This is a genomic window from Micromonospora sp. HM134 (assembly GCF_007833915.1).
Taxonomy (GTDB): domain Bacteria; phylum Actinomycetota; class Actinomycetes; order Mycobacteriales; family Micromonosporaceae; genus Micromonospora; species Micromonospora wenchangensis.
This window is the reverse complement of sequence record NZ_CP041061.1, coordinates 3,885,678-3,908,716: the sequence shown is the minus strand read 5'-3', so window position 1 is coordinate 3,908,716 and position 23,039 is coordinate 3,885,678. Positions and strand designations below refer to the sequence as shown.

The window sequence follows — 23,039 nt, the reverse complement described above, 5'->3', positions numbered from 1 at the left end:
GTGGTCGCGGCCCGTCGGCCGCGACCGGGTTCAGACCAGCGCGCGGAGCCGGGCGATCTCCACGGTCTGTTCGGTCGCCACCGCGTTGGCGAACTCGTTGAGCTGCTGGTCGGCGCCGGCGGAGAGGAGCTGGGTGGCCATGGTCACCGCGCCGGTGTGGTGGGCGGTCATCAGCTGGACGAAGAGCCGGTCGAAGGTGACGCCCCGGGCGTCGGTGAGCTGCCGGATCGCCTCGGGGGACTGCATGCCCGGCATCCGGCCGTGGTCGTGGCCGGGTTCCCCGGCGGCCAGGCCCCGGGCGTCGAGCCAGCCGCGCAGCAGCCCGATCTCCGGTCCCTGGGCGCCCCTGATCCGGGCGGCGATCGCCGTGACCTGGGCGCTGGCGGCCCGGCCGGGGGCCAGCTCGGCCATCTGGAGGGCCTGTTGGTGGTGCGGGATCATCATCCGCACGAACCAGACGTCGGGGGTGTTGTAGCGGGGCGTGCCGGGGGCGCGGACCTCCTGCGCGGGCCGGGTCGCGGCGGGCTCCCCCGGCCGGCCGGGCACGATCACTCCGGGGGCGTCGGTCGGCCCGGTCGTGGTCGACGTCGTGGTGGGGGTGGCCGCCGTCGGGGTCGGCGGCCCGTCGGGGCGCAGGGCCAGCCCGACCGGCACCAGGACGGCGGCGGCGACTGTGACGGCGAGCAGGATGCGTCCACGTCGGCCGGTCATGCGACTCCCCCTCCGATCGAGGTCGCCGCGATCGTATCCATTCACCGCGACTGATTGATGTGACGCAGATCACATCAACTCTCATCACTGGCCGGTAAGGTTCCTGGTACGCATCGTCCCCTTTCGAAGGGTTCCGCCGATGATCAGGTTCTCCCTGCCCCGACCACGGCAGCTGAAGATCGTCAGCGTGGTCGCCGCCGGCCTGCTGGTGGCGAGCGTCGCCACCAGCCCGGCGGGCAACGCCGCACCGGCCACCGCGACGGAGGGCGGGACGCCGGCGGCCCCCGGCCTCGCCGTCGACGAGATCTCCAGCAGCCCCAACCTGCGCCAGGTCGCCAACCTGCCCAAGCAGGCGCCGTTCGACACCACCAGCGCGCTCGGCACCGACATGGCCTTCCAGGGCCGGTACGCCTTCGTCGGCAACTACAACGGCTTCGTCATCTACGACATCGCCCGGCCCAGCGCCCCGAAGATCGTGTCTCAGGTGCTCTGCCCCGGCTCGCAGAACGACATCTCCGTCTACGGCGACCTGCTCTTCCTCTCCACCGACTCGTCCCGCACCGACGACTCGTGCGCCAGTGCGACCCAGCCGGCGACGGTGAAGGAGTCCTGGGAGGGCATCAAGGTCTTCGACATCAGCGACAAGGCCAACCCGCGCTACATCAAGTCGGTGGAGACCGCCTGCGGCTCGCACACCCACACCCTCGTCCCGGGCAAGGACCGCAGGACGGTCTACCTGTACGTGTCGTCGTACAGCCCCCGGGCGGACTTCCCCGACTGCCAGCCGCCGCACGACTCCATCTCGATCGTGAAGGTCCCGGTGCACAAGCCCACCGAGGCGGCCGTGGTGGCCACCCCGAACCTCTTCCCCGACGGCGGATACGAGGGCATCCCCGGGCAGACCTCGGCCACCACCGGCTGCCACGACATCACCGCCTACCCGGCCAAGGACCTGGCCGCCGGCGCCTGCATGGGTGACGGCGTGCTGCTGGACATCCGCAACCGGGAGGCACCCCGGGTGATCAACCGGGTCCGGGACACGGTCAACTTCGCGTTCTGGCACTCGGCGACGTTCAACAACGCCGGGACCAAGGTGGTGTTCACCGACGAGCTCGGCGGCGGCGGCGCGGCCACCTGCAACGAGGTCGTCGGCCCGAACCGGGGCGCGGACGCCGTCTACGACATCACCGGCCGGGGCGACGCCCGCACGATGGTCTTCCGCAGCTACTACAAGATCCCCCGCACCAACGCCGACACCGAGAACTGTGTGGCCCACAACGGATCGCTGATCCCCGTCCTCGGCAAGGACGTCATGGTGCAGGCCTGGTACCAGGGCGGGGTGTCGGTCTGGGACTTCACCGACTCGACCCGGCCGAAGGAGATCGGCTTCTGGGAGCGCGGGCCGCTGTCGGACACCCAGCTCACCACCGGCGGCGCCTGGTCGACGTACTACTACAACGGGTACATCTACTCCAGCGACATCCAGAAGGGCCTGGACGTGCTGAAGCTCAACGACTGGCGGACCTGGACGGCCGACCTGGTCCGGGTGCCCGAGCTGAACGTGCAGACCCAGGCCGGCTACCTGAGCTGGTAGACCCGACCGGCGACGGCCCGGGGTCAGCGGATCGGCAGCCGGTAGCGGCGCTCCTGCCCGCCACCGGCCACGGTGACCAGCCGGACCTCACCGTCCCGCAGCCCGTACGTCACCGACCAGCGGGTGTGGCCCTGCCGCACCTGGCCCAGCAGCCGCAGCGCCGCCGCCGGGTCCACCCGGCCGTCGGCCGCGTCCAGCGCCGCCGCGAGGACGCCGTAGCGGTGGTCGCGCCGACGCTGCTGCTCGGGTACGTCGACCACCGGCACGTTGGTCAGCGCCTGCCACCGCCCCTGCCCCCGCTGCACCCGCATCGTCCCGTCGACGAACTCGACCACCGCCGACCGGCCGCCCGCGTCGGCGAGCAGGTAGTGCAGCGGCGGCCCGCCGTCGAAGTCGAGGTTGTGCCGGCCGAACAGCGCCACCGCCTCGTCCACCGTGGCCGCCCGGTCCAGCACCAGCCGCAGGATGCGTACCGAGCCGACCGTGGGCCGGCCCGGCACCGGCTTCGCCGTCGCGGTGTCGTCGGCGGCCAGCCCGACGGCCAGCCCCCGCTCGTTCATCCCGTCGAAGGGCAGCAGCGGCGCGTCGAGCAGCCGGCGGTCACCGGTCGGGTCCGGGCCCACCCCCAGGTAGGACAGGTCGACCAGGGAGACCGAGGCGTACCCCTCGGGGGGATCGGTGCGCAGCACCATCGCCGGATTGGCGTCCCAGTCGAAGTTGCGGGCGAACAGCGGTCGGGCCGGGTCGCCGGAGGCGACGAACAGGGAGCAGCCGAACGGGCCGGTGTCCGGCCGGGCGTCGGTGCCCACCGTCGGGTCGTAGCCGCCGACGTAGGTCATCTCGTAGAGCGGCAGGTCGTCGACCTTGCGCAGGCTGTCCAGCGTACGCCGGGCCTGCTCCGGGTCCTGCCGGGAGGCCAGCGGCGGGCTCGCGGACGGCGACGCCGGGCCGGGCCGGGCCGGGTCCGTCGGGGTGGCCGGGGCACAGCCGGTGGCGACGAGCAACAGGGCCAGTCCGGCCCCCAGCAGCATCCTGCGCATATCCCCTGAACGCTAGGGCAGCCGTCCGCCGATGTCCACCGTGGCCGTACGCGCGGGCGGCGCGGCGGAACCCGGCCCGGACCGGCACGGGATCGCCGGGCGGGCAGTTGCGGCCAAGCGGCGTCGGAGCCGGGCCGGCTGTGCGAGGATCGTGCGCCGTGACACCTGCCGGCGGGACACCGCCCGTACCGACCGAGCGGCCCCGCAGGCCGCGGCTGCACCCGCTGGACCGGGTGGCGATCGGGCTGGCCCTGCTGGGCCTCGGCGCGGTGGTCACCGGCCTGCTCCCCCGGGCCGACGCCGAGGCGACCCTGCACCGCATCCTGCCGCTGCTGCTCTTCCTCGGCGCGGTGGTGGTGCTCGCCGAACTGACCGCCGTCGCCGGGGTGTTCGACGTGCTGGCCACCCGGCTGGCGATCACCGCCCGGGGCAGCTTCGCCGGCCTGTTCCTGCTCTGCGTCGGGTTCGCCTCGCTCACCACCATCGCCCTCAACCTGGACACCACGGCGGTCCTGCTCACCCCGGTGATGATCGCGCTGGCCCGCAAGCTGGACGTCGCCCCGGGGCCGCTGGCGATGACCACCGTCTGGCTGGCCAACACCGCCAGCCTGCTGCTGCCCGTGTCGAACCTGACCAACCTGCTCGCCGCCGACCGGATCGCCCTGGCCCCGGCGGCGTACGCGGCCCGGATGGCGTTACCGCAGGTCGCGGCGATCGGGGTGACCATGGCGGGGTTGTGGCTGTGGTACTGGCGGCGGGGCAAACGCGACGTCGACCGGTTCACCCCTCCCCCGCCGCACCGGCCGGCCGACCGGCTGCTGTTCGGTACGGCGGTCGCCGGCTGCCTGCTGCTCGTCGCCGGCATCCTGGTCGGGGTGGAGATCGGTGTCGCCGCCGCCGTCGCCGCCGGGCTGGTGGTGGCCGGCTTCGCGGTCCGGTCCCGGCGGACCCTGCGCCCGGCGCTGCTGCCCTGGCGGCTGCTGGTCTTCGTGACCGGCCTGTTCCTGGTGGTGCAGACCCTCGGCCGGCACGGGCTGGACGACCTGGTGTCCGTGCTGCTCGCCGACGCCGGTGGCACGGTGGGGGCGCTGCGCGCCGGGGGCACCGGGGCGCTGCTGGCCAACCTGGTCAACAATCTGCCCGCCTACCTGGCCGGGGAGGCGGTGCTGCCACCCGGCGACGGGACCCGGCTGCTGGCGCTGCTGATCGGCACCAACGTGGGCCCGCTGGCGGTGCCCTGGGCATCGCTGGCGACCCTGCTGTGGTACGAGCGGTGCCGGGCCGCCGGGGTGACCGTACCGCTGGGCCGGTTCGTGGCGACCAGCGCGGTGGTCGCGGTGCTCGGCACCCTCGCCGCGGTGCTCGCCCTGCTGGCCGCCGGCTGACCCGACGGCGGGACCGTCAACCGGCCGGTCGTTCAGATCCCCATCTCGGCCTCGTACGCCGAACGCAGCCGGGCACGGGCCGCCGGGGCCAGGCAGACGTGCCAGGCGGGGCCCTCGTCGATGACGTTCAGCTCACCGGCGGCCTGCCGGGCCAGCAGGATCTCGGCCAGCACGTCCCGCGCGCCGAACCGGGCGTACCAGGCCAGTTCCACGTCCACCGCCCAGCCGAGGCAGTGGCCGCTGGGCAGCATGGCCGGCCGGCCGAGCCGGCGCAGCCGGTACTGGTGTTCGGTGCTGTGGGCCAGGCTGGTCACCCACAGCGGCGGGGTGCCGGGCGGGGCGGACCGGGCGAACTCCCGGGCCAGGTCGTTGAGGAGCGCGACGACCTCCCGGCGGGTCCGGCGGAACGGCACCCCGGCGGTGGGCGGGGCGGCCTCGGGCAGCAGCCGGCCCCGGACGGCGCGTACGCCCCGGCCCAGGACGCCGGCCGGCTGTTCCCGGTAGCGGAAGCCGAGCAGGCCACGGCGACGCAGCCATTCCAGGTCGATCAGGTCGGGGTGCGTGTCGACCTGCTCGTCGGTCGCCAGCACCGTCGTGTCCCGCCACCACATCAGGTCGATGCGGGAGAGCAGGTAGATCCGGACCAGCGCGGTCAGGTCGGGGCCCGGGTCGGGCCGGTCGGGCTGGTGCCGGGCCAGTTCCAGCAGCAGGGTCTCCCGGGCGCCCAGCACCCCCTGCTCGGTGGCGTCGAGCACGTCGGCGACGGCCGGCTCGCGCAGCCGCTGGTCGAGCAGCACCTGACGGGCGGCGGTGCCGGCGGTCCCGGCGAGCGCGCCGACCTCGACCAGCAACTCGGCGACCGCCTGCCGGTAGGCGTCGAGGTCGGGGGCGGCCGGCCGCACGGAACGGGCCGGGACGGGCGTCCGCCGGGCCGGGGCGGGCGGGGTGACGCCGGGTTGGGGGCCGGGGCTTCGGCTGGGCACGCGCATGGTCGGTCCTCTTCCGGTGCGACACGGTGCGGATGAACCTGAGGGCACCGTAACCGTGGTGAACCGGTGGAGACCGAGCATTCCTCCCATGACCCCGAAGGGCGACACGCGGCCGGCGGCGTCGCCCGGTCCCACGCCGGCCGGGGCCGGTGCGGGACCGCGACCGGGCCGCCCGTCGACGCGCGACGGGCGGCCCGGGGCGGACGGGTCAGCGCAGGGTGCAGGCCGTCCCGTTCACCGCGAACCCGGTCGGGGTCGCGTTGGTGCCGCTGTAGGTGGCGTTGAAGCCGAGGTTGACCGAGCCGTTCGGCGCGACCGCGCCGTTGTAGCTCTCGTTGGTCACCGTGACCTCGCTGCCGCTCTGGCTGAACCGGCCCGACCAGCCCTGGCTGATCTGCTGGTTGCCGGTGAACCGGAAGGTCAACCGCCACGACGACCAGGCCGCCGCGCTGGTGTTGGCCAGCGTGACGCTGCCGGTGAAGCCGGTGCTCCAGCTGTTCGCCGAGTACGTCACCGCGCACCCGCCGGACGGCGGGGGCGTGGTCGTCGGCGGCGGAGGCGTGGTGGTCGGCGGCGGCAGGGTCGGCGTCGGGGTGGTCGTCGGCGTCGGGGTCGGGGTCACCGTCGGCGTCGGCGTCGGGTTCGGGCCGGTGCCGGTACCGGCCTGCTCGGCCGCCCAGTGCACCAGCCAGGCCAGCGCCGCGTTCCAGTTGATCGCCACCTCGTTGACCGAGTACGCCCCGATGTCGTCGACGAAGCACTTCTGCGGCTTGCAGCCACCGAGTTGGGCCTGCACGACCGGGTCCTGCAACTCGCTGTTCGGGCCGCCGGAGAGCGAGCCGGGCGGCGCGATGGGCAGCGAGCCGTCGTTCTGGTTGGCCCAGAACCGGTGGTGCAGGTTGCGTACCGGCTTGTCCCCGTAGCCGGCCACGTAGGACTGGTTGAGCGGGTTACGGCCGAGCAGGTAGTCGTAGGCGGCGAAGGCCCCGTTGCGGTAGCGGGCCGTGCCGGTCAGGTCGAAGGCCACAGCGAGCACGTTGGCGTTGTTGGCGACCGCGCCGTTGGAACCCCAGTAGTACGTGCCGTTGCCGCTGCCCGGGGCCGGGTAGCCCTGGTTGGCGATCTGGGCGAGCATCCGGTCGGCGAAGGAGACGATCGCCGAGCGGATCGCGCTCACGTCGCCGCTGGCCAGGCCGGTCGGCACCAGCGCCAGGGTGGTGTCACCCAGCCCGGCCGTCCAACTCCAGTCGTACGCGCCCCGGGTGAAGCTCGCGCCGCGGGCGTGCGGGGAGCCGCTCAGGTCGTTGCGGTAGCCGGCCGTGCCGGTGGTGGCGTACAACTCCGCCGCCGCCCAGTAGAACTCGTCGGTGACGGTGTTGTCCTCGTACGCGCCGCCGCCGGTGTTGTCGGTGGCGGGGGCGAGCCGGTTCGGGTTGGCCTTCGCCGCGGCGTACGCCTTCTCGGCGGCGGCCAGGGCCCGGGAGGCGAAGGCGGCGTCGAACGGCTTCCACAGCCGGGACGCCTGGGCGGCCACCGCCGCCATGTTGAGGGTGGCGGCGGTGCTCACCGGGGAGAGCAGCCGGGGCTCGCTGTCCAGCTCGGGACGGGTGGGCAGGGCGGTCCAGTTCTGGTCGTGGATCTTGTGGTGGACCATGCCGGCGTTGGTCCGGCCGTCCGGCACCTGCATCTTGAGCAGGAACTCCAACTCCCAACGGGCCTCGTCGAGCACGTCCGGCACCCCGTTGGACCGCTCGGGGATGGCCAGCGTGCCGTCGGCGACGGCGGACCGGTCCGCTCCGCTCACGTACAGCGTGCGCTCGTAGATGTTCTGTAGCTGCCAGGTGGCCAGGCCGCCGTTGACCACGTACTTGCCCTGGTCACCGGCGTCGTACCAGCCGCCGCGCACGTCCAGGGTGTAGCCGCAGGAGGTGCGGCACGGCACGTTGTTGTCCCCCCGGTTGGGGGCGACGTTGACGTGCCCGGCCGGGCGGGCGTAGCGGGAACCGACGTACTGGGCGTCGATCGGGGTGCCGCTGCGCTGGTGGTAGAAGAACGCCAGCGAGTCGCCGCGCAGCCGGCGTACCGGATCGGCGGAGATGTCGAACGGGTAGCTGTTGCTCCCGCCGACCGACAGCACGTAGCCGGTGCCGGGGGTGTCGTAGGCCGAGAAGTCCGCGATGTGCACCGGGTCGCCGGAGAGCGTGTCGGTGCCCCGTACCGTGGTCTGCCCGGAGGCCACCGTGGCGCCGCCGGCGTTGCGCAGCGTCCAGCCGAGCGGGGAGGTCGCGGAGTTCACGACGGTGGCCTGCTTGGGCAGCCCCGGCACGTAGGCGACCTGGTTGACCTTGACCGGTGAGCCGGGGTCGGGGGCGGCGGCGGCGAGCTGCGGCACGGCCGCGAGCCCGCCGAGGGCGAGCAGGGCGGCAGCCGCGAGCGCGACCGGACGCCGTCGGGGATGCTGGGGCATGGGGCCTCTTCCGGTGGTGATGGCATTGACCATCCGACCGGGCTCCAGCGCAGCAGTGATCCGCCGGGCGGTCGGACGGACCGTCGACGGGAGCGCTCCGCCCACCATAGACCACCGTCAGTCCGCCGGAAAGCCGCCGCCCAACGACCGGACGGTCCGGGTGTCGCCGTCGTAGCTGCGCGCCGCCACCAGGCGACCCGCCGGACGCTCCCCGCCGACCAGGGCGCGGGCGAGCCGCCGGTCGCGGTCGCGGAAGCGCAGCGCGAGGCTCAGGTGCGGCACCCAGTTCCCCGGGGCGTGCCAGGGCCGCTGCCCGTCCGCGCCGTCCAGCGCCGCCCAGACGGCGTCGTGCAGGGCGGTCAGCGCCGCGCTCGGCCGGACCAGCCACACCAGCGGGGCGCTGCCGTCGAGCACCGTCACCCGCTCCAGGGTGACCGGCAGCGGCAACGCGGTGGCGAACAGGGCGGCGAGCCGGTCGGCCGCGTCGGGCGGGAACGCCTCGACGGCGGCCAGCGTCAGGTGCGGCCGGTTCGTCGGGTGGCCGTGCCGGGCCAGGCTGGGCAGCCCCGCCGCGGCCAGCCGGTCCCAGGCGGCCCGCACCGTCCGCTCCAGCGTCGGGCAGCAGAGCAGTTCCACCGTACGCACGCCCGTCAGGCTATCCGGCGGGCGGGTGCGACTGTGCCGGTCGGCACGGTGGGGCCGGTCGGCGGCGCGGCCCCACCGGGGTGATGGAAAACTTTGGCTATGAGTTCCGCACCCACACCGACCGACCTCTCCGCTCCCGACGACTCCGACGGCGGGCCCGCCTTCGTTGATCTCGGGCTGCGCGCCGAGTTGCTGGGCGCCCTCGCCGCGCTCGGCTACGAGGAGCCGACCCCGATCCAGCGGGAGGCGATCCCCCTGCTGCTGTCGGGACGGGACCTGCTCGGGCAGGCGGCCACCGGTACGGGCAAGACCGCCGCGTTCGCCCTGCCGCTGTTGCAGCGGATGCCGGAGGACCGTCAGGGCGGCGACCCGGTGTCGCTGGTGCTGGTGCCCACCCGGGAACTGGCCGTGCAGGTCTCCGAGGCGTTCCACCGGTACGGCAAGGATCTCGGTGCCCGGGTGCTGCCGATCTACGGCGGCCAGCCGATCGGCCGCCAACTGCGCGCCCTGGACCTGGGCGTGGACGTGGTGGTGGCGACCCCGGGCCGGGCGCTGGACCACATCGCCCGGGGCACCCTGCGGTTGGGTTCGCTGGCCACGGTGGTGCTGGACGAGGCCGACGAGATGCTCGACATGGGCTTCGCCGAGGACATCGAGGCGATCCTGGAGCACGCGCCCGCGCAGCGGCAGACGGTGCTCTTCTCGGCCACCATGCCGGCCCGGATCGACGGGCTGGCCCGCCAGCACCTGACCGACCCGGAGCGCATCCAGATCGGGCGGGAGCAGCCGGTGGCCGGCGAGGCGCCCCGGGTACGGCAGAGCGCCTACATCGTGACCCGGGCGCACAAGCCGGCGCTGCTGGGCCGGGTGCTGGACGTGGAGTCCCCGACGGCGGCGATCGTCTTCTGCCGCAGCCGGGAGGAGGTCGACCGGCTCACCGAGACGATGAACGGGCGGGGCTACCGGGCCGAGGCGCTGCACGGCGGGATGAGCCAGGAGCAGCGGGACCGGGTGATGGGGCGGCTGCGTGCCGGCACCGCCGACCTGCTGGTGGCCACCGACGTGGCGGCCCGGGGCCTGGACGTCGAGCAGCTCACCCACGTGGTCAACTACGACGTGCCGTCCGCGCCGGAGTCGTACGTGCACCGGATCGGGCGGGTGGGTCGGGCCGGCCGGGAGGGGGTGGCGATCACCCTGGCCGAGCCCCGGGAGCACCGGATGCTCAAGACCATCGAGCGGGTCACCGGCCAGCGGATCACCATCGACAAGATCCCGACGGTGGCCGACCTGCGCACCCGACGGCTGGCGCTGACCCAGGCGGCGCTGCGGGAGAGCCTGCTGGAGGACGACCTGGACCCGTTCCGGGTGATCGTCGAGTCGCTGTCGGACGAGTTCGACCTGATGGAGGTGGCGCTGGCGGCGGTCAAGCTGGCCCACGAGGCGGCCCTGCCGGGCTCCGACGACGAGGAGGAGATCCCGCAGGTGGCGGTCCGTCCGCCCCGGGAGCCCCGGCCCGGGTTCGACGGCCGGGGCGGGGAGCGGCGTGGCGGCGGTGCCGGCCGGCCCCGCACGGGCGGCACCGCGCAGGTCTTCATCGGCCTGGGCCGCCGGGCCGGGGTCCGCCCGCAGGACCTGGTCGGCGCGATCACCGGGGAGACCCGGGTGAGCGGCCGGGACATCGGCTCGATCGAGATCGCCGACCGGTTCTCGCTGGTGGAGGTGCCGCAGGGCGTCGCCGACGAGGTGATCGCCGGGCTGCGCAACAGCACCATCAAGGGCCGCAAGGCGACCGTACGGCGCGACCGCGGCGGCGACGGGCGCTGAACCGGACGCGACACCGGCCCGCCTCCCCGTGCGGGGTGCGGGCCGGTCGCGGCGGTTCAGAGCGGGTACGGCCCGAACCGGCCCCAGGCGACGAGCGCCGCCAGGACCAGCAGCACCACGGTCACCACGGTGCCGGGGTGTTCCTTGGCGCGGGCGTGCACCACGATCGCGCCGGCCATCACGATGACCAGCCCGACGGCGGCCAGCGGGGTGAGCACCGTGGCGATGCCGGTGAGGCCGGGCAGGACCAGCCCCAGCGCGGCCAGCAGCTCGGCCGCGCCGAGCGCCTTGACCTGGACGGGCGGGACGTTCCTCACCCACCCCATCCGGTCGAGCAGCTTCTCCTTGGGTTGGGTGAGCTTGGTCAGTCCCGCGCCGGCGAAGATCGCGGCGAGCAGGATCTGCACGATCCAGAGGAACACGTTCACGGGTGGTCGCCTCCGAGGGGTGCCACCGGACGGTGGCGGATGCGGGAAACGGGAAGGGTCCAGGCTACGGGGCCGGAGCGGCCCCCGACGCCGGGCGGGACATCGGGGGCCGTGGGGTGGATTCCGGTCAGGCGGCGCCGACCGGTCGACCGCCGAGCGTGTCCGCGTCGATCTCGGCCGGGCGCAGCGCCAGGGCGAGCACGTCGGCCACGTCGGCCAGGGTGTGCACGGTCAGCGCCGCGCGCACCTCGGCGGGCAGGTCGTCGAGGTCCGGCTCGTTGCGGGCCGGGATGATCACTTCGGTCAGGCCGGCCCGGTGCGCGGCGAGCAGCTTCTGCTTCACCCCGCCGATGGGCAGCACCCGCCCGGACAGCGTCACCTCGCCGGTCATCCCGAACTCGGGTCGTACCGGCCGGCCGGTCACCAGGGAGGCCAGCGCGGTGACCATGGTGATGCCGGCGCTCGGGCCGTCCTTGGGCACCGCACCCGCCGGCACGTGCAGGTGGATGCGGCGTCCGGCCAGGACGTTCGGGTCGAGGCCGTACCGCCGCCCGTTGGCGCGCAGGTAGGACAGCGCGATGTGGGCGGACTCCTTCATCACGTCGCCGAGCTGCCCGGTGAGGGTCAGCCCCGGCTCACCGTCCATGCTGGTGGCCTCGATGAACAGCACGTCGCCGCCGGCGCCGGTGACGGCCAGGCCGGTGGCCACGCCGGGCACCGCCGTCCGCTCGGCCGACTCCGGGGTGAACTTCGGCCGGCCCAGGTAGCGGGCCAGATTGTCGGTGTCGACCCGGACCGGGGTCGGGTCGGCGGCCAGGGCCACGGCGACCTTGCGCAGGATCTTCGCCAGGGCCCGTTCGAGCTGCCGGACGCCCGCCTCCCTGGTGTGCTCACCGGCGATCAGCGCCAGCACCCCGTCGGTGACGGTCACCTCGTCGGCGGTCAGGCCGGCCCGCTGGAGCTGCCGGGGCAGCAGGTGGTCGCGGGCGATGGCGACCTTCTCGTCCTCGGTGTACCCGTCCAGGGTGACCAGTTCCATCCGGTCCAGCAGCGGGCCGGGGATGGTCTCCACCACGTTGGCGGTGGCCAGGAAGAGCACGTCGGACAGGTCGAGGTCGACTTCGAGGTAGTGGTCGCGGAAGGTGTGGTTCTGGGCCGGGTCGAGCACCTCCAGCAGGGCGGCGGCCGGGTCTCCGGCGTATCCGACGGCGAGCTTGTCGACCTCGTCGAGGAGCACCACCGGGTTCATCGAGCCGGCCTCGCGCAGCGCGCGGACGATCCGGCCGGGCAGCGCGCCGACGTAGGTGCGCCGGTGCCCACGGATCTCGGCCTCGTCGCGGACGCCGCCGAGGGAGACCCGGACGAAGTTACGACCCAACGCCCGGGCCACCGACTCGCCGAGGCTGGTCTTGCCGACGCCGGGCGGGCCGGCGAGGGCCAGCACCGCGCCGGAGCCGCGTCCGCCGACCACCCCGAGGTTGCGCTCGGCGCGCCGGTTGCGCACCGCGAGGTACTCCAGGATGCGGTCCTTGACGTCGGCCAGGCCGGCGTGGTCGGCGTCGAGCACCGCCCGCGCCGCCGTCAGGTCGGTGTTGTCCTCGGTACGGGTGCTCCACGGCATCTCCAACACCGTGTCCAGCCAGGTCCTGATCCAGCCCGCCTCGGGTGAGGCGTCGCTGGCCCGTTCCAGCTTGCCGACCTCGCGCAGCGCCGCCTCGCGGACCTTGTCCGGCAGGTCGGCGGACTCCACCCGGGAGCGGTAGTCGGCGGAGCCGTCCGGCTCGTCCTCGCCGAGTTCCTTGCGGATCGCGGCGAGCTGCTGGCGGAGCAGGAACTCCCGCTGGGACTTCTCCAGCCCCTCCCGGACGTCGCTGTTGATCTGCTCGGTGACCTCCTGCTCGGCCAGGTGCTCCTTCACCCAGCCGACGAGCAGTTCCAGCCGGGCGGTGACGTCCGGCGCGGCGAGCAGCTCGGTCTTCTGCGCCAGGCTGAGCCACGGCGCGTAGCCGGCGGCGTCGGCCAGTTCGGACAGGTCGGTCATCCGCTCCATCGCGTCGATGACCTGCCAGGCGCCCCGCTGCTGGAGGACGGAGGTCATCAGGGCGCGGTACTCGCGGGCCAGGTCGCGGGCGCGGCCGGCGGGGGCGGGTTCGTCGAGCCGGGTGGCCTCCACCCAGAGGGCCGCGCCGGGTCCGGGGACGCCGGAGCCGATCCGGGCGCGGGCGAGGCCACGCACCACGGCGGCGGGTTCACCGTCGGGAAGACGGCCCACCTTCTCGATGGTGGCGATCGTGCCGACGGGGCCGTACTCGCCGTCGATGCGGGGGACGGCGAGCAGGGTCTTGTCGCCGCTGGCCCGGGCGGCGTCGACGGCGGCCTGGGTGGTCGGGTCGAGGGTCACCGGGATGACCATGCCGGGCAGCAGGACGACGTCGGTCAGGGGAAGTACCGGAAGGGTTGCCATCGAACACCTGCCATCACTTGAGGTTGAGCGTGTCTCACTCAAGTCACAAACCGTGCCCCGTGTTCCGACCTGTGACCCAGGACACATCCCAGCCGCACCGCCACCGCCGGCCAGCATTGGCCGTACCCGGATTTCCCAGGATTGGCGCGACCCGCCAAATGAAAGAGAGGCATATTGTTGCGGATTTGCCGTCAGATACGTCAAACTCTTAGCACACCCCGATCACCACAGGGAGTAATGGCGATGGCAAGGAAAGTAATCACCGTTCTGACCGACGACCTCGACGGCGGAAAGGCCGATCGGACCGTCGAGTTCAGCCTGGATGGGGCGGCGTACACCATCGACCTCTCCGACGAGAACGCGGGGGTGCTGCGCAAGGCGCTCGACGCCTACATCACCGCTGGCCGTCGAATGGGCCGAGGTGCCGTCGAGGCCGGTCGCCCGGCCCGCCGCCCCGCCCGGCCCGGCGTCTCGGGAATGGATCGCGAGCAGAACCGCGCCATCCGGGAATGGGCGACCAAGAACGGACACGAAATCTCCGAGCGCGGGCGCATCCCGGTCTCGGTCGTGGAGGCGTGGAAGAACCGCTGACGGCGGGCCGGATCACGAACGGACACGCCGGGGTCACGCTGGGATATCAGCGTGACCCCGGCGTTTTCGTCCGTGTCCACAGTTTCCACCCGGCGACCCCGCACCGAAAACATCTGCCGGTACGCTGCCCGTCCCCGGGCGCACCCGGCGGACACGGAACTGCGGGCCACCCCGGAGGTTCCCGGGATGGCCCGCAGTCGTCGCCGATCGGGTCAGTTGACCCGGATGCGCACCACGTCGAAGGCGGGGGTCTGGTTGGCCCGCTCCATCATCGGCACCCGGTGCGAGCCGTCGCCGGCCCAGACCGCGCACTGCGCCGTACCCGACTGCGGCAGACCCGGGATCTGGATGGTCACGTCGTCGGCCTGGTTGCCGCCCTTGCCGTCCTCGGTGGCCACGAAGAACGCCGGCACGTCCTGCGGGTTCGAGGGCGCCTGGTTGGTGTTCTGGAGCATCCGGCAGGCGGTGTGGAAGTGACCACGGGTCAGGCCCTGCCCGTTGAGCACCGAACTCTCCAGGTAGTAGCCGCCCTGGCCGGCCGCCAGGAACCGGTCACGGACCAGGTTGCGGGTGGAGACCTTCAGGGTGAAGGCCTGGTTGCGCTGCACCTGGTTGGGGAACTGGGTGATCAGCAGCGACGGGTTGTTGGCCGCCGCGCCCACCTCGCCGAACGCGGTGCTCACGCACCGGTTGCCGTTCTGGAAGCCGTCGTGCGGCTGCAACCGGCTGTTGGCGCAGTCCTTCGCCAGCACGCCCAGGGCGTTGCCGTTGTTGCCGTTGTTCCCGCCGTTGTTGTTCTGGCCGCCGTTGTTCCCGTTCTGGCCGCCGTTGTTGCCGTTGTTCCCGCCGTTGTTGTTCTGGCCGCCGTTGTTCCCGTTCTGGCCGCCGTTGTTACCGCCGTTGTTGGCGGCCACCTGGCAGCCGGCGAGCTGCTCCAGGCCCTGCGGGCGCTGGGCGAAGCGACCGATCGCGGTGGCGATCCGGTTCAGCGCCGACCGGCGCTTGTCGGCCAGCGGGCCGAGGATGGCGTTGTTGATGAACGCCTGACCGTTGCGCCCCTCGGCCGCCAACCGCTTGTTGGCGTCGTCGATCTGGGTCTTGAGCAGGGCGAGTTCCCTGTCCACCTCGGCCTTGGCCTGGGCCGGGATCTGCGGCAGCCGGGGCGTGACCTCCGGGCAGGCCACCGTCGAGGCGAGGGTGGTCACCGGCGCGTTGCCGGCCTTGACGGCCTGGCACTCGGCGACGGACATCTGCCCGTCACCCCAGTGGTTGCGGACCCACCGGCCGTTCTGCCACGTCTGGGTGGTGCTGCCGCGCCCGCTCGGCGAGGTGGCACCGGGGCTCGGTGCGACGCAGGCCGACGAGACGTTGCGGGTCTGCTGCCTCGGCTTGTCCCCGGCCGAGGAGATCTGGGTGACGGCGGCGATACCGCCGAAGACGACGAGCGCACCGACCGCCGCCAGCAGCCGCTTGCTCCGCGCGTTACCGGATGACCGGCGTGCCCCTGTGGACCTGCGCATCGAATTGCTCTCCTTCTCGATCCGGTACCTGACTCGCGCCCCCGACGAGGAGACCCTTTCCGGGTCGGTCACCCCCGCCGGAGACACTGCGACGTTCCGGTCGCACGTCGATGGCCGACGATGCCTTTCCGCACCGTCCGCCGCGTCGGGTGGCGCGGCTGGGAAGATCCTGTCCATTCCCGCTTAGGTACGGGCCGGCATCGGCGAAGGTTCAACGCGGATCGAGGAATCCCGGACCGTTTTCCGGGCGGGCCACAATGTCACCAACCGTCGCCGGAAAATGACGCCGGGTCGTTCGGCGGCGGGTCAGTCCACGCAGAGGTGATCGAACGCGAACGGGGCGCCCAACTCGTCACGCCGGTCCCGCAGGGCGCGGATCTGCCGACGCAACTCGTCCCGGTCGAGCAGGGCCGGTTCCTCGTTCTCCACCCCGGCCAGCCGGTCGCCCACCGCCACCGCCGCGAGATCCTCGGCCAGCCGGCCCGGGTCCACCCCGCAGCTCAGCCGCGCCTCGTGCACCGTGACCCGCTCCACCAGGCAGCGGCCGGGACGCACCTCGACCCAGCTCCACCCCTCGGCCGTCCCGTCGTGCCAGCACACGTGCAACCCGCGCACGATCGGGTCACTGAGCCGCCGCGACACGTACGCCTCGACGGCCGCCGCCCGGGACAGCGCGCCGAGGTCGTTGACCGGCCCGGTACGCCCGTCCGGCAGCCGCCCGACGATGTCCCGGAAGCCCACCGGGGCGTCGTCCGACCCGTCCGGGGCGGCCCCGGCGGCGTAGGCGCGCGCGTCGATGACGTACGTGACGATGCGCCGGCCGTGCCCGGCGGCCCGCAGCGTCGGCGAGCCGATCCGCAGCACCGGCAGGCCCACGGCGGCGCACACCGCGGCGGCCATCCGCCCCGCCCGCTGCCCGGCCGACCCCGGGGCCGCGGCCGGGCCGACGGTCAGGGCGAACAGCGGCACACCGGTGTCGGCCGCGCAGACGACGTGGTCGAACTCCTCGCGCAGGGCGGAACTCCACTGGTGCCCGGTGACCCCGGCCGGCCGGCGCGACACCAGGTCGCCGAGCCGGCGGGCGGCGTACACGGCCTGGCCGGCCCGGACGAACAGCGGCGCGGCACCGGCCGGGACCGGCCGCAGCCGGGCGTCGTCGGTGGCGGTACGCGTCATCGTCGGGTCGGTCCGTCCGTGGCAGGCGAGGGTGACCGGCCGAGTCTAGGACGTCGACCGCGGTCACCGCCCCGCCGGTTCGGACGACGGACGCGGCACCAGGCGGTTGGTGCACCCCGGGCGCGATCTCTACGCTCACGGGGTGCTGCACGACGGACCGGCCCCGGAACTGTTGACCAAGCGGAGTCTCGTCACGGTCTCCCACGCCATCGAGCGGTCGGCGCTGGCCACCGCCGAGGACGGCCCGCTGGTGGTGATCGCCCTGTTCCAGCGGATGCCGTACTTCCTGCGGGAGCGGGAACGCTACGCCCGGATCGCGGCGGGCGCGGCGGTCACCGTCGTCGGGCTGGTCGGGCAGACACCGCCGGAGCTGCCCGCCGGGGCGTACCCGGTGACGCTTGACGGCACCGAGGAACTGGCCCGGGAGTGGAGCGTGGTGGCGCTGACCCCCCGGTTCGGGGCGAGCCTGGTGGCCCGGGACCGCCGGGAGGCGGTGCCGGCCGACACGTTGGAGCAGGGGCGGCTGTTCGCCGGCCGCTGGGGGTTCCGCCGCGACGAGGCGCTGCACGAGGTGATCCGGCTGCGCACCCAGCTCGGCGACCGGCTCCCCCCGGCCGCGCTGACCGCCGTCGACCAGGTGCTGCACCGGGTCCGGGACCTGCCGGCGACGCCCGGGGAGAGCCGGGCCGAGGCGGCGTTGCGGCTGATGGCCGACCGCGCCGAACGCGCCCACCGCAACGCACCGGGCCGGCACGCCGAGCCGGTGGACGGCCCGCCGGGGCTGGTGGACGAGCCGACGTTGCGCCGCTGGACCGGGATGGACGGGGTGACCGCCGCCGGCACCCTGCCGGTGGCGCTGATCGGGGTACGCGTCGGTGAGCCGGCCGGCGCCCCGGAACGGTTCGGACGCCGCAGCGCGGCACGGGAGGCACAGGCCGTGATCGCCGCGCTGACCGCGCCGCTGCGCCCGGTCGACCGGGCCGTCCGCCTCACCCCCGACGAGTACCTGCTGGTGCTGCCGGCGTTGACCCGGGAGGAGGCGCTGGCGGTGGCCGGTCAGGTGCACGACTGCGTGGCCGGGCTGGCCCGGTCGTACCCGTTCGTGTCCTTCGCGGTGCACACGGCGGTCACCGTGACCGACCGGCGGCCGTTGCCGGTGGCCGAGGTGCGGCACGCCGTCGAGTGGGCGGCCCGGGAGGGTGTGCCGGTGGCCACCGTGGCCCGGGAAACCGTCGCCACCGCCGCCCACTGAGGACGGGGACGACGTGCGGGTGGTCTCGTTGGTGCCGTCGCTGACCGAGGCGGTGGCGGTGACCGCGCCGGAGCTGCTGGTCGGCGCGACCGACTGGTGCGTGCACCCGGCGGGGTTGGACGTCGCCCGGGTCGGCGGCAGCAAGTACCCCGACCTGGACCGGGTCCGGGCGCTGCGGCCGGACCTGGTGCTGCTCAACGTGGAGGAGAACCGCCGCGTCGACGCGGACGCGCTCACCGCGGCCGGGGTGCCGGTGCTGGTCACCTACCCCCGGACCGTGCCGCAGGCCCTCGACGAACTGGCCGGGGTGCTCGCCGCGCTCGGCGTGACCGGGGAGCCCGGCTGGCTGACCGACGCCCGCCGGGCCTGGGCCGCGCCCGCCGTCGCCGACGGCCCCCGGCGGGCGGTGGTCCCGGTGTGGCGGCGGCCGTGGGTGGTGCTCGGCGGGGACACCTTCGCCGGGGACGTGCTGCGCCGGCTCGGCGTGGTCAACGTGTACGACGACGACCCGGACCGTTATCCGCGTCCCGATCTCGACGCGCTGCGGGCCCGCCGGCCCGACCTGGTGGTCCTTCCCGACGAGCCCTACGCGTTCACCGCCGACGACGGGCCGGACGCCTTCCCCGGCGTCCCCTGCGCGCTGGTCTCCGGCCGCCACCTCACCTGGTACGGCCCGTCGCTGGCCGAGGCGCCGGCCCTGCTCGCCGCCCAACTGGCCGCCCCGGTCTGACCGTCCGCCCCGGCGCTCAGACCGGGTGGCGGTCAGGCCACCGGGGTGATCCCCCGCTCGGTCAGGCCGGCGTCGTCCACGTCGTACCCGATGGTGCTGGTGACCTGGACCACCCCGCTGACCTGGCCGGCGAGTTTCTCCGCCAGTTCGGCGGCGGTCCGCCGGTCCAGCCGGCCGTCCAACCGCACCGCGCCGTCGCGGACCTGCACGGTGACCAGTCCGTCCCGCACGGCCAGCACCCGGCGCAGCACCTCCTGCACCACGTCCTCGCGGATCTCGGCGTCGGTGCGCAGGTGCACCCGCAGCAGGTCGCTGCGGGTGACGATGCCGACCAGCCGGCCCAGGTCGTCCAGGACGGGCAGCCGCTTGACCGCCTCCCGGTCCATCAGCCGGGCCGCCGCCGGCAGCGACGCCCCCGGGTGGGTGGTGACGGCCGGCGCGGTCATCAGCTCCTTGGCCAGCAGCGCCCCCGCCTTCTCCCGGGACGCCCGACGCCGACGCCCGGTGAACACCCGGCGTTCCTCGTGCGCCCCGGAGTGCTCCACCTTGTGCAACAGGTCAGCCTCGGACACCACCCCCAGCACCCGACGGAAGTCGTCCACCACCGGCACCGCGCTGACGCCCCGGCGGATCAGGATGTCGACGATCACCCGGTACGGGGTCTCCTCCCCCACCGTGGCGACCTCCCGGGTCATCACGTCGTCCACCTGCCACGTCCTCATCACGACCTCCTCGCCCGGTTCTCCCGTCCGACGCTAGGGCCGCGCCGGCCGGTCGGGGCAGGGGCGGGTGGACCGGTCACCCGGAGGCCGAAGGTCCCGTCCGGACGGCCGTACCAGGGGACTTAGGTCCCGCCCCGGCACGGACCGGTCGGCCCTGCCGGGACCGCGCCGACCGGCGTGGAATGTAACTGCCACCGGGAAGTGCGGTGCCAGGCAGAGAAGGGACGTGGAGACCATGACCGCGACGATCGAGCGGAACACCACCGCCAGGACCATCGCACCGGTGGCCGGAACCGAGACCACCCGCCAGCGGGCCGCCCGGTACGTCTGGGCCGGAACCCGACTGGCCCTCGGCTGGATCTTCCTCTGGGCGTTCCTGGACAAGCTGTTCGGCCTCGGCCACGAGACCGCGACGAAGAACGCCTGGATCAACGGCGGCAGCCCGACCAAGGGGTTCCTCGCCTTCGGCGCGACCGGCCCGTTCCAGGGGATCTACCAGGACATCGCCGGGGCGGCCTGGGCCGACTGGCTGTTCATGATCGGCCTGGCCGGGATCGGGGTGGCCCTGCTGCTCGGCATCGGGATGCGGATCGCCGCCGCCGCCGGTGGCCTGCTCATGGTGCTGATGTGGACCGCCGTCCTGCCTCCCGAGAACAACCTCTTCATGGACGACCACCTGATCTACGCCGCGGTGCTGGCCGGCCTCGCCCTGGTCGGCGCGGGGAACACCCTCGGCCTCGGCCGGGTCTGGGCCACCCTCCCGCTGGTCCGCCGGTTCGGCTGGCTCAGGTGACCGGTCCCACCCGCCCGGGTGGTCGACCGACCGGCAGGGGCGCCACCGCCACGGTGGCGCCCCTGCCGCGTCTGCGTCCGGCCCCGCGCACGGCAGCTGCGGCGGGCCGGGTGCCGCGACGCGCGGGCCCGGTCGGCGGGGCCCGCGGCAGCCGGGGTGCCGCGATCGGGCAGGATCGACACCGTCCGGACGATCGGGTGACGACAGAGGAGAACAGCAGATGAACACGCCCCAGGCAGGCAAGCCGGAGATCGGCCCGATCGAGGGTGCGGCCCCGGCCGACCTGGTGATCGAGGACATCACCGTCGGGGAGGGCCCGGAGGCGCGTCCCGGCCAGCTCGCCAACGTGCACTACGTGGGGGTGTCCCACTCCACCGGCCGTGAGTTCGACGCGTCCTGGAACCGGGGCGAGGCGTTCGAGTTCCCGCTCGGCGGCGGTCAGGTCATCGCCGGCTGGGACCAGGGCGTGGTGGGGATGAAGGTCGGCGGTCGCCGTCGGCTCACCATCCCGCCGCACCTGGGCTACGGCAGCCGGGGCGCGGGCGGCGTGATCAAGCCGAACGAGACCCTGGTCTTCGTCGTCGACCTGCTCGGCGTGCGCTGACGTCGGTCGGGGTCGCCGGTACCGCCCGGCGGCCCCACCGCCGGCCCCTGCGGCGCGGCCCGGACTCCACTGCTGCCCCGGTCGCCGGACCTTGCAGGCGCGGTCCCGGCGGGTCGCCGGGCCTGCGGTCAGGCGCAGGCGGCCAGCGGGCGGGACACGGTCGCGACCGGGGCGTCGCCGTGCCGGACGGCGATGACGCGGTGCAGGCCGCCGACCCGCAGCACCCGGGCGACCACCGGATCGGGGTCGACCACCACCAGCTCACCGCCCCGGGCCCGGACCCTGAGGTGCGCGGCGACCAGCGCCCGCACCCCGGCGGCGGAGAGCACCTGGACCCCGGAGAGGTCGAGCCGGAGCAGCGGGCGGGCCGGTGCGGCCCAGAGGGCGGCCCGGAACGCGCCCACGGTGGCGATGTCGATCTCACCGACCGCGCGCACCTCGACCACGTCGTCGGCCACCCGCAGCCGCACGTGGAACCGGTCCTCTTCCTGCGTCATGCCCCGAATCTAGCCCCCACCTCTGACGTTTCCGCCCTGCCCAGGGCGGGTTTCGGGGTAGTCCCAGGGTCGCCCCGGAGCCGACCCCGAGTCCTTCTCAGGGTGGAGCCGCACCGGCACGACCGGCCGTCGGAACGGCCGGTCGTGCCGGTGCGGTCGGGTGCGGTCAGCCGCCGCTGGCCGACGGCGCGGGGGCCGGCGACGAGCCACCGGCGACCGCCCCCGGGTGCGGCGGGCTGGTGGCGGGGGCCGGCTTCAACCCCGGCGGTACGGGCAGCGCGCTGCCCCGGGCGAACTCGGCCCAGCTCGTGTTCCAGGCGGTCCAGCCGTTGCCCGGCCGCAGCGGCACCTCGGTGCCCTTCACGGTCACCAGGTCACCGACCTGGGTGATGCCCATCAGCCAGTCGGCGGCGGCCGAGGAGACGTTGGCGCAGCCGTGCGAGACGTTGGTGTAGCCCTGGTCCCCCTCCGACCAGGGTGCGGCGTGGATGAACTCGCCGCCCCAGGTGAGGCGCTGGGCGTCCTCGACGTCGACCACGTAGCCGCCGTCGGGCTCGCCCCGCGTGTCGAAGCGGGTCTGCTGGTGCTTCTCCATGATCACCATCTTGCCGCTGGAACTCGGGGTGCTCGGCTTGCCGAGGCTGACCGGGATCCGGCGGATCAGCTTGCCGTCCTGGAAGACCGACATCTGCTTGGTGGCGTTGTCGATGTCCAGGGCGACCTGCCGGCCGATCTTCGAGGTGGACCGCCGGTCGGCGTCACCGACGTACTCCTTGCCGATGGGCAACCCCGCAAGCGCCGAACGGACGCTGATCGTCGTCCCGGTACGCCAGAAGTCGGGGGCCCGGTAGTAGACCTGGCTGCCGTCCTCCAGCCACGACCAGGTGCCCGGCTGGGGCGGATCGGTCTTCACGAACAATCGTCGCTGCACGGCCGCCCTGGCCTCTTTCGGAACGGCCGGTTCGAACGCGACCGTCACCGGCATCGCGGTGCCGTACGTCTGGTTCCCGGCGAAATAGAGCACGCTGGTCAGCGCCTGCCGGTTCGTATTCGTCGTGGCCGTCGTGAACGTGGTGCGCCCGACGGTCGTCCGGCCCGCGTCGCCGGTCGCGGTGACCTCCGCGGTGTAGGTCCGGCCGCTGCCCAGCGGGGCCGCCGGCACCCAACTCGACCCGTCCTCCCGCGGCTCCCCGGCCACCGCCCTGCCCTTGTCGTCGGTGAGCTTGACGCTGGTCACCCGGCCGTTGCTCACGGTGGCACCGACCTCCGCGCTGACCGGAACGCCCTTCGTCCGGTCAGCGGGCGTCACCGTCACCGTGGGGCCCGCCGCCGCACCGGGCGCCGCACCGGCCGCCGGCTTCCGCTCGGCGGTGCACCCGCCGAAAACCAACGGTGTGGCCGCGATGGTCACCGCCATTAGCGTCAATCGCCGCCTCACGTCCATATTCCGTCCCCCATTTCCAGTCCCTTGGCCACATTCTGTACAGCGTTTCTCGGGCCGGGTCGGGCTTTCCGGGGAACCGGGCGGGCGGGGCCGGGCTTATCGACCCCGGCGGGCCACGGGAGGCCACGGTGCCGCCGATGTCCGGGATCGGCCGTGCCGGGAC

Annotated in this window: 20 protein-coding genes; 8 read left to right on the top strand and 12 right to left on the bottom strand. The window is 73.8% G+C overall.

The window, feature by feature from the left end:
* Positions 1 to 30 precede the first annotated feature (30 nt).
* Positions 31 to 711 (bottom strand): DUF305 domain-containing protein, encoded by a 681-nt coding sequence (locus FJK98_RS16695; RefSeq protein WP_145919842.1) that lies wholly within the window; start codon positions 709 to 711, stop codon positions 31 to 33.
* 139 nt (positions 712 to 850) lie between these two features.
* Here FJK98_RS16695 and FJK98_RS16690 point away from each other — a divergent pair, with 139 nt between their 5' ends.
* A complete protein-coding gene (locus tag FJK98_RS16690) occupies positions 851 to 2,305 on the top strand; it encodes an LVIVD repeat-containing protein (protein ID WP_145919841.1) in 1,455 nt (484 codons plus the stop codon).
* A 23-nt stretch (positions 2,306 to 2,328) separates the two neighbouring features.
* On the opposite strand, the gene FJK98_RS16685 is transcribed toward FJK98_RS16690, so the two are convergent.
* Positions 2,329 to 3,345, bottom strand: coding sequence for a linear amide C-N hydrolase (locus tag FJK98_RS16685; protein ID WP_145919840.1), 1,017 nt, complete (start codon positions 3,343 to 3,345; stop codon positions 2,329 to 2,331).
* Positions 3,346 to 3,503: 158 nt separating this feature from the next.
* Between FJK98_RS16685 and FJK98_RS16680 the strand changes: the two genes are divergently transcribed.
* Complete coding sequence (locus tag FJK98_RS16680; RefSeq protein ID WP_240762085.1) at positions 3,504 to 4,730, top strand: SLC13 family permease; 1,227 nt, start codon at positions 3,504 to 3,506, stop codon at positions 4,728 to 4,730.
* A gap of 32 nt (positions 4,731 to 4,762) precedes the next feature.
* On the opposite strand, the gene FJK98_RS16675 is transcribed toward FJK98_RS16680, so the two are convergent.
* The 3 genes from FJK98_RS16675 to FJK98_RS16665 form a co-directional block, all read right to left on the bottom strand.
* Positions 4,763 to 5,719 carry a hypothetical protein gene (locus FJK98_RS16675; RefSeq protein ID WP_145919839.1) on the bottom strand — a complete coding sequence of 319 codons (957 nt, stop codon included), beginning with the start codon at positions 5,717 to 5,719 and terminating at the stop codon, positions 4,763 to 4,765.
* 208 nt (positions 5,720 to 5,927) lie between these two features.
* Entirely contained in the window at positions 5,928 to 8,186 is a 2,259-nt protein-coding gene (locus FJK98_RS16670) for a glycoside hydrolase family 9 protein (RefSeq protein ID WP_145919838.1), read from the bottom strand.
* Positions 8,187 to 8,303: 117 nt separating this feature from the next.
* Positions 8,304 to 8,831: a 2'-5' RNA ligase family protein gene (locus FJK98_RS16665; RefSeq protein WP_145919837.1), complete on the bottom strand. Its 528-nt coding sequence runs from the start codon at positions 8,829 to 8,831 to the stop codon at positions 8,304 to 8,306.
* Between the two features lie 99 nt (positions 8,832 to 8,930).
* Here FJK98_RS16665 and FJK98_RS16660 point away from each other — a divergent pair, with 99 nt between their 5' ends.
* Positions 8,931 to 10,655, top strand: coding sequence for a DEAD/DEAH box helicase (locus FJK98_RS16660; protein ID WP_145919836.1), 1,725 nt, complete (start codon positions 8,931 to 8,933; stop codon positions 10,653 to 10,655).
* 56 nt (positions 10,656 to 10,711) lie between these two features.
* Here FJK98_RS16660 and FJK98_RS16655 read toward each other — a convergent pair whose 3' ends face one another.
* Both FJK98_RS16655 and lon read right to left on the bottom strand, forming a co-directional pair.
* Positions 10,712 to 11,083: a DoxX family protein gene (locus FJK98_RS16655; protein WP_145919835.1), complete on the bottom strand. Its 372-nt coding sequence runs from the start codon at positions 11,081 to 11,083 to the stop codon at positions 10,712 to 10,714.
* Between the two features lie 127 nt (positions 11,084 to 11,210).
* Positions 11,211 to 13,547 carry an endopeptidase La gene (gene lon, locus FJK98_RS16650; protein ID WP_145919834.1) on the bottom strand — a complete coding sequence of 779 codons (2,337 nt, stop codon included), beginning with the start codon at positions 13,545 to 13,547 and terminating at the stop codon, positions 11,211 to 11,213.
* A 243-nt stretch (positions 13,548 to 13,790) separates the two neighbouring features.
* On the opposite strand from lon, the gene FJK98_RS16645 reads away from it, so the two are divergent.
* Positions 13,791 to 14,138 carry an Lsr2 family protein gene (locus FJK98_RS16645; protein ID WP_145922814.1) on the top strand — a complete coding sequence of 116 codons (348 nt, stop codon included), beginning with the start codon at positions 13,791 to 13,793 and terminating at the stop codon, positions 14,136 to 14,138.
* Positions 14,139 to 14,350: 212 nt separating this feature from the next.
* Here FJK98_RS16645 and FJK98_RS16640 read toward each other — a convergent pair whose 3' ends face one another.
* Together FJK98_RS16640 and FJK98_RS16635 are read right to left on the bottom strand one after the other, a co-directional pair.
* A complete protein-coding gene (locus tag FJK98_RS16640; RefSeq protein ID WP_168222490.1) occupies positions 14,351 to 15,658 on the bottom strand; it encodes a hypothetical protein in 1,308 nt (435 codons plus the stop codon).
* A 306-nt stretch (positions 15,659 to 15,964) separates the two neighbouring features.
* The gene (locus tag FJK98_RS16635) at positions 15,965 to 16,834 is read right to left on the bottom strand and encodes a hypothetical protein (RefSeq protein ID WP_145919833.1); all 870 of its coding nucleotides are present in this window, start codon (positions 16,832 to 16,834) and stop codon (positions 15,965 to 15,967) included.
* Positions 16,835 to 16,976: 142 nt separating this feature from the next.
* On the opposite strand from FJK98_RS16635, the gene FJK98_RS16630 reads away from it, so the two are divergent.
* Positions 16,977 to 18,086: a DICT sensory domain-containing protein gene (locus FJK98_RS16630; protein WP_240762082.1), complete on the top strand. Its 1,110-nt coding sequence runs from the start codon at positions 16,977 to 16,979 to the stop codon at positions 18,084 to 18,086.
* Positions 18,087 to 18,099: 13 nt separating this feature from the next.
* A complete protein-coding gene (locus FJK98_RS16625; RefSeq protein ID WP_145919832.1) occupies positions 18,100 to 18,816 on the top strand; it encodes a helical backbone metal receptor in 717 nt (238 codons plus the stop codon).
* Between the two features lie 32 nt (positions 18,817 to 18,848).
* Here the strand turns inward: FJK98_RS16625 and FJK98_RS16620 are convergent, their stop codons facing one another.
* Positions 18,849 to 19,538 (bottom strand): CBS domain-containing protein, encoded by a 690-nt coding sequence (locus tag FJK98_RS16620; RefSeq protein ID WP_145919831.1) that lies wholly within the window; start codon positions 19,536 to 19,538, stop codon positions 18,849 to 18,851.
* 226 nt (positions 19,539 to 19,764) lie between these two features.
* Between FJK98_RS16620 and FJK98_RS16615 the strand changes: the two genes are divergently transcribed.
* Together FJK98_RS16615 and FJK98_RS16610 are read left to right on the top strand one after the other, a co-directional pair.
* Complete coding sequence (locus tag FJK98_RS16615; protein WP_194822964.1) at positions 19,765 to 20,331, top strand: DoxX family membrane protein; 567 nt, start codon at positions 19,765 to 19,767, stop codon at positions 20,329 to 20,331.
* Positions 20,332 to 20,551: 220 nt separating this feature from the next.
* On the top strand, positions 20,552 to 20,935 hold the full coding sequence (locus FJK98_RS16610) for an FKBP-type peptidyl-prolyl cis-trans isomerase (protein ID WP_088646491.1): 384 nt from the start codon (positions 20,552 to 20,554) through the stop codon (positions 20,933 to 20,935).
* Positions 20,936 to 21,063: 128 nt separating this feature from the next.
* On the opposite strand, the gene FJK98_RS16605 is transcribed toward FJK98_RS16610, so the two are convergent.
* Both FJK98_RS16605 and FJK98_RS16600 read right to left on the bottom strand, forming a co-directional pair.
* Entirely contained in the window at positions 21,064 to 21,432 is a 369-nt protein-coding gene (locus tag FJK98_RS16605) for an STAS domain-containing protein (protein WP_145919829.1), read from the bottom strand.
* Between the two features lie 166 nt (positions 21,433 to 21,598).
* Positions 21,599 to 22,876: an Ig-like domain-containing protein gene (locus FJK98_RS16600; RefSeq protein WP_145919828.1), complete on the bottom strand. Its 1,278-nt coding sequence runs from the start codon at positions 22,874 to 22,876 to the stop codon at positions 21,599 to 21,601.
* Positions 22,877 to 23,039 lie beyond the last annotated feature (163 nt).

Coding starts and splice junctions, on each gene's coding strand:
- FJK98_RS16695 (WP_145919842.1), bottom strand. CDS start 711: ATGACCGGCCGACGTGGACGCATCCTGCTCGCCGTCACAGTCGCCGCC.
- FJK98_RS16690 (WP_145919841.1), top strand. CDS start 851: ATGATCAGGTTCTCCCTGCCCCGACCACGGCAGCTGAAGATCGTCAGC.
- FJK98_RS16685 (WP_145919840.1), bottom strand. CDS start 3,345: ATGCGCAGGATGCTGCTGGGGGCCGGACTGGCCCTGTTGCTCGTCGCC.
- FJK98_RS16675 (WP_145919839.1), bottom strand. CDS start 5,719: ATGCGCGTGCCCAGCCGAAGCCCCGGCCCCCAACCCGGCGTCACCCCG.
- FJK98_RS16670 (WP_145919838.1), bottom strand. CDS start 8,186: ATGCCCCAGCATCCCCGACGGCGTCCGGTCGCGCTCGCGGCTGCCGCC.
- FJK98_RS16660 (WP_145919836.1), top strand. CDS start 8,931: ATGAGTTCCGCACCCACACCGACCGACCTCTCCGCTCCCGACGACTCC.
- lon (WP_145919834.1), bottom strand. CDS start 13,547: ATGGCAACCCTTCCGGTACTTCCCCTGACCGACGTCGTCCTGCTGCCC.
- FJK98_RS16645 (WP_145922814.1), top strand. CDS start 13,791: ATGGCAAGGAAAGTAATCACCGTTCTGACCGACGACCTCGACGGCGGA.
- FJK98_RS16640 (WP_168222490.1), bottom strand. CDS start 15,658: ATGCGCAGGTCCACAGGGGCACGCCGGTCATCCGGTAACGCGCGGAGC.
- FJK98_RS16635 (WP_145919833.1), bottom strand. CDS start 16,834: ATGACGCGTACCGCCACCGACGACGCCCGGCTGCGGCCGGTCCCGGCC.
- FJK98_RS16620 (WP_145919831.1), bottom strand. CDS start 19,538: ATGAGGACGTGGCAGGTGGACGACGTGATGACCCGGGAGGTCGCCACG.
- FJK98_RS16610 (WP_088646491.1), top strand. CDS start 20,552: ATGAACACGCCCCAGGCAGGCAAGCCGGAGATCGGCCCGATCGAGGGT.
- FJK98_RS16605 (WP_145919829.1), bottom strand. CDS start 21,432: ATGACGCAGGAAGAGGACCGGTTCCACGTGCGGCTGCGGGTGGCCGAC.
- FJK98_RS16600 (WP_145919828.1), bottom strand. CDS start 22,876: ATGGACGTGAGGCGGCGATTGACGCTAATGGCGGTGACCATCGCGGCC.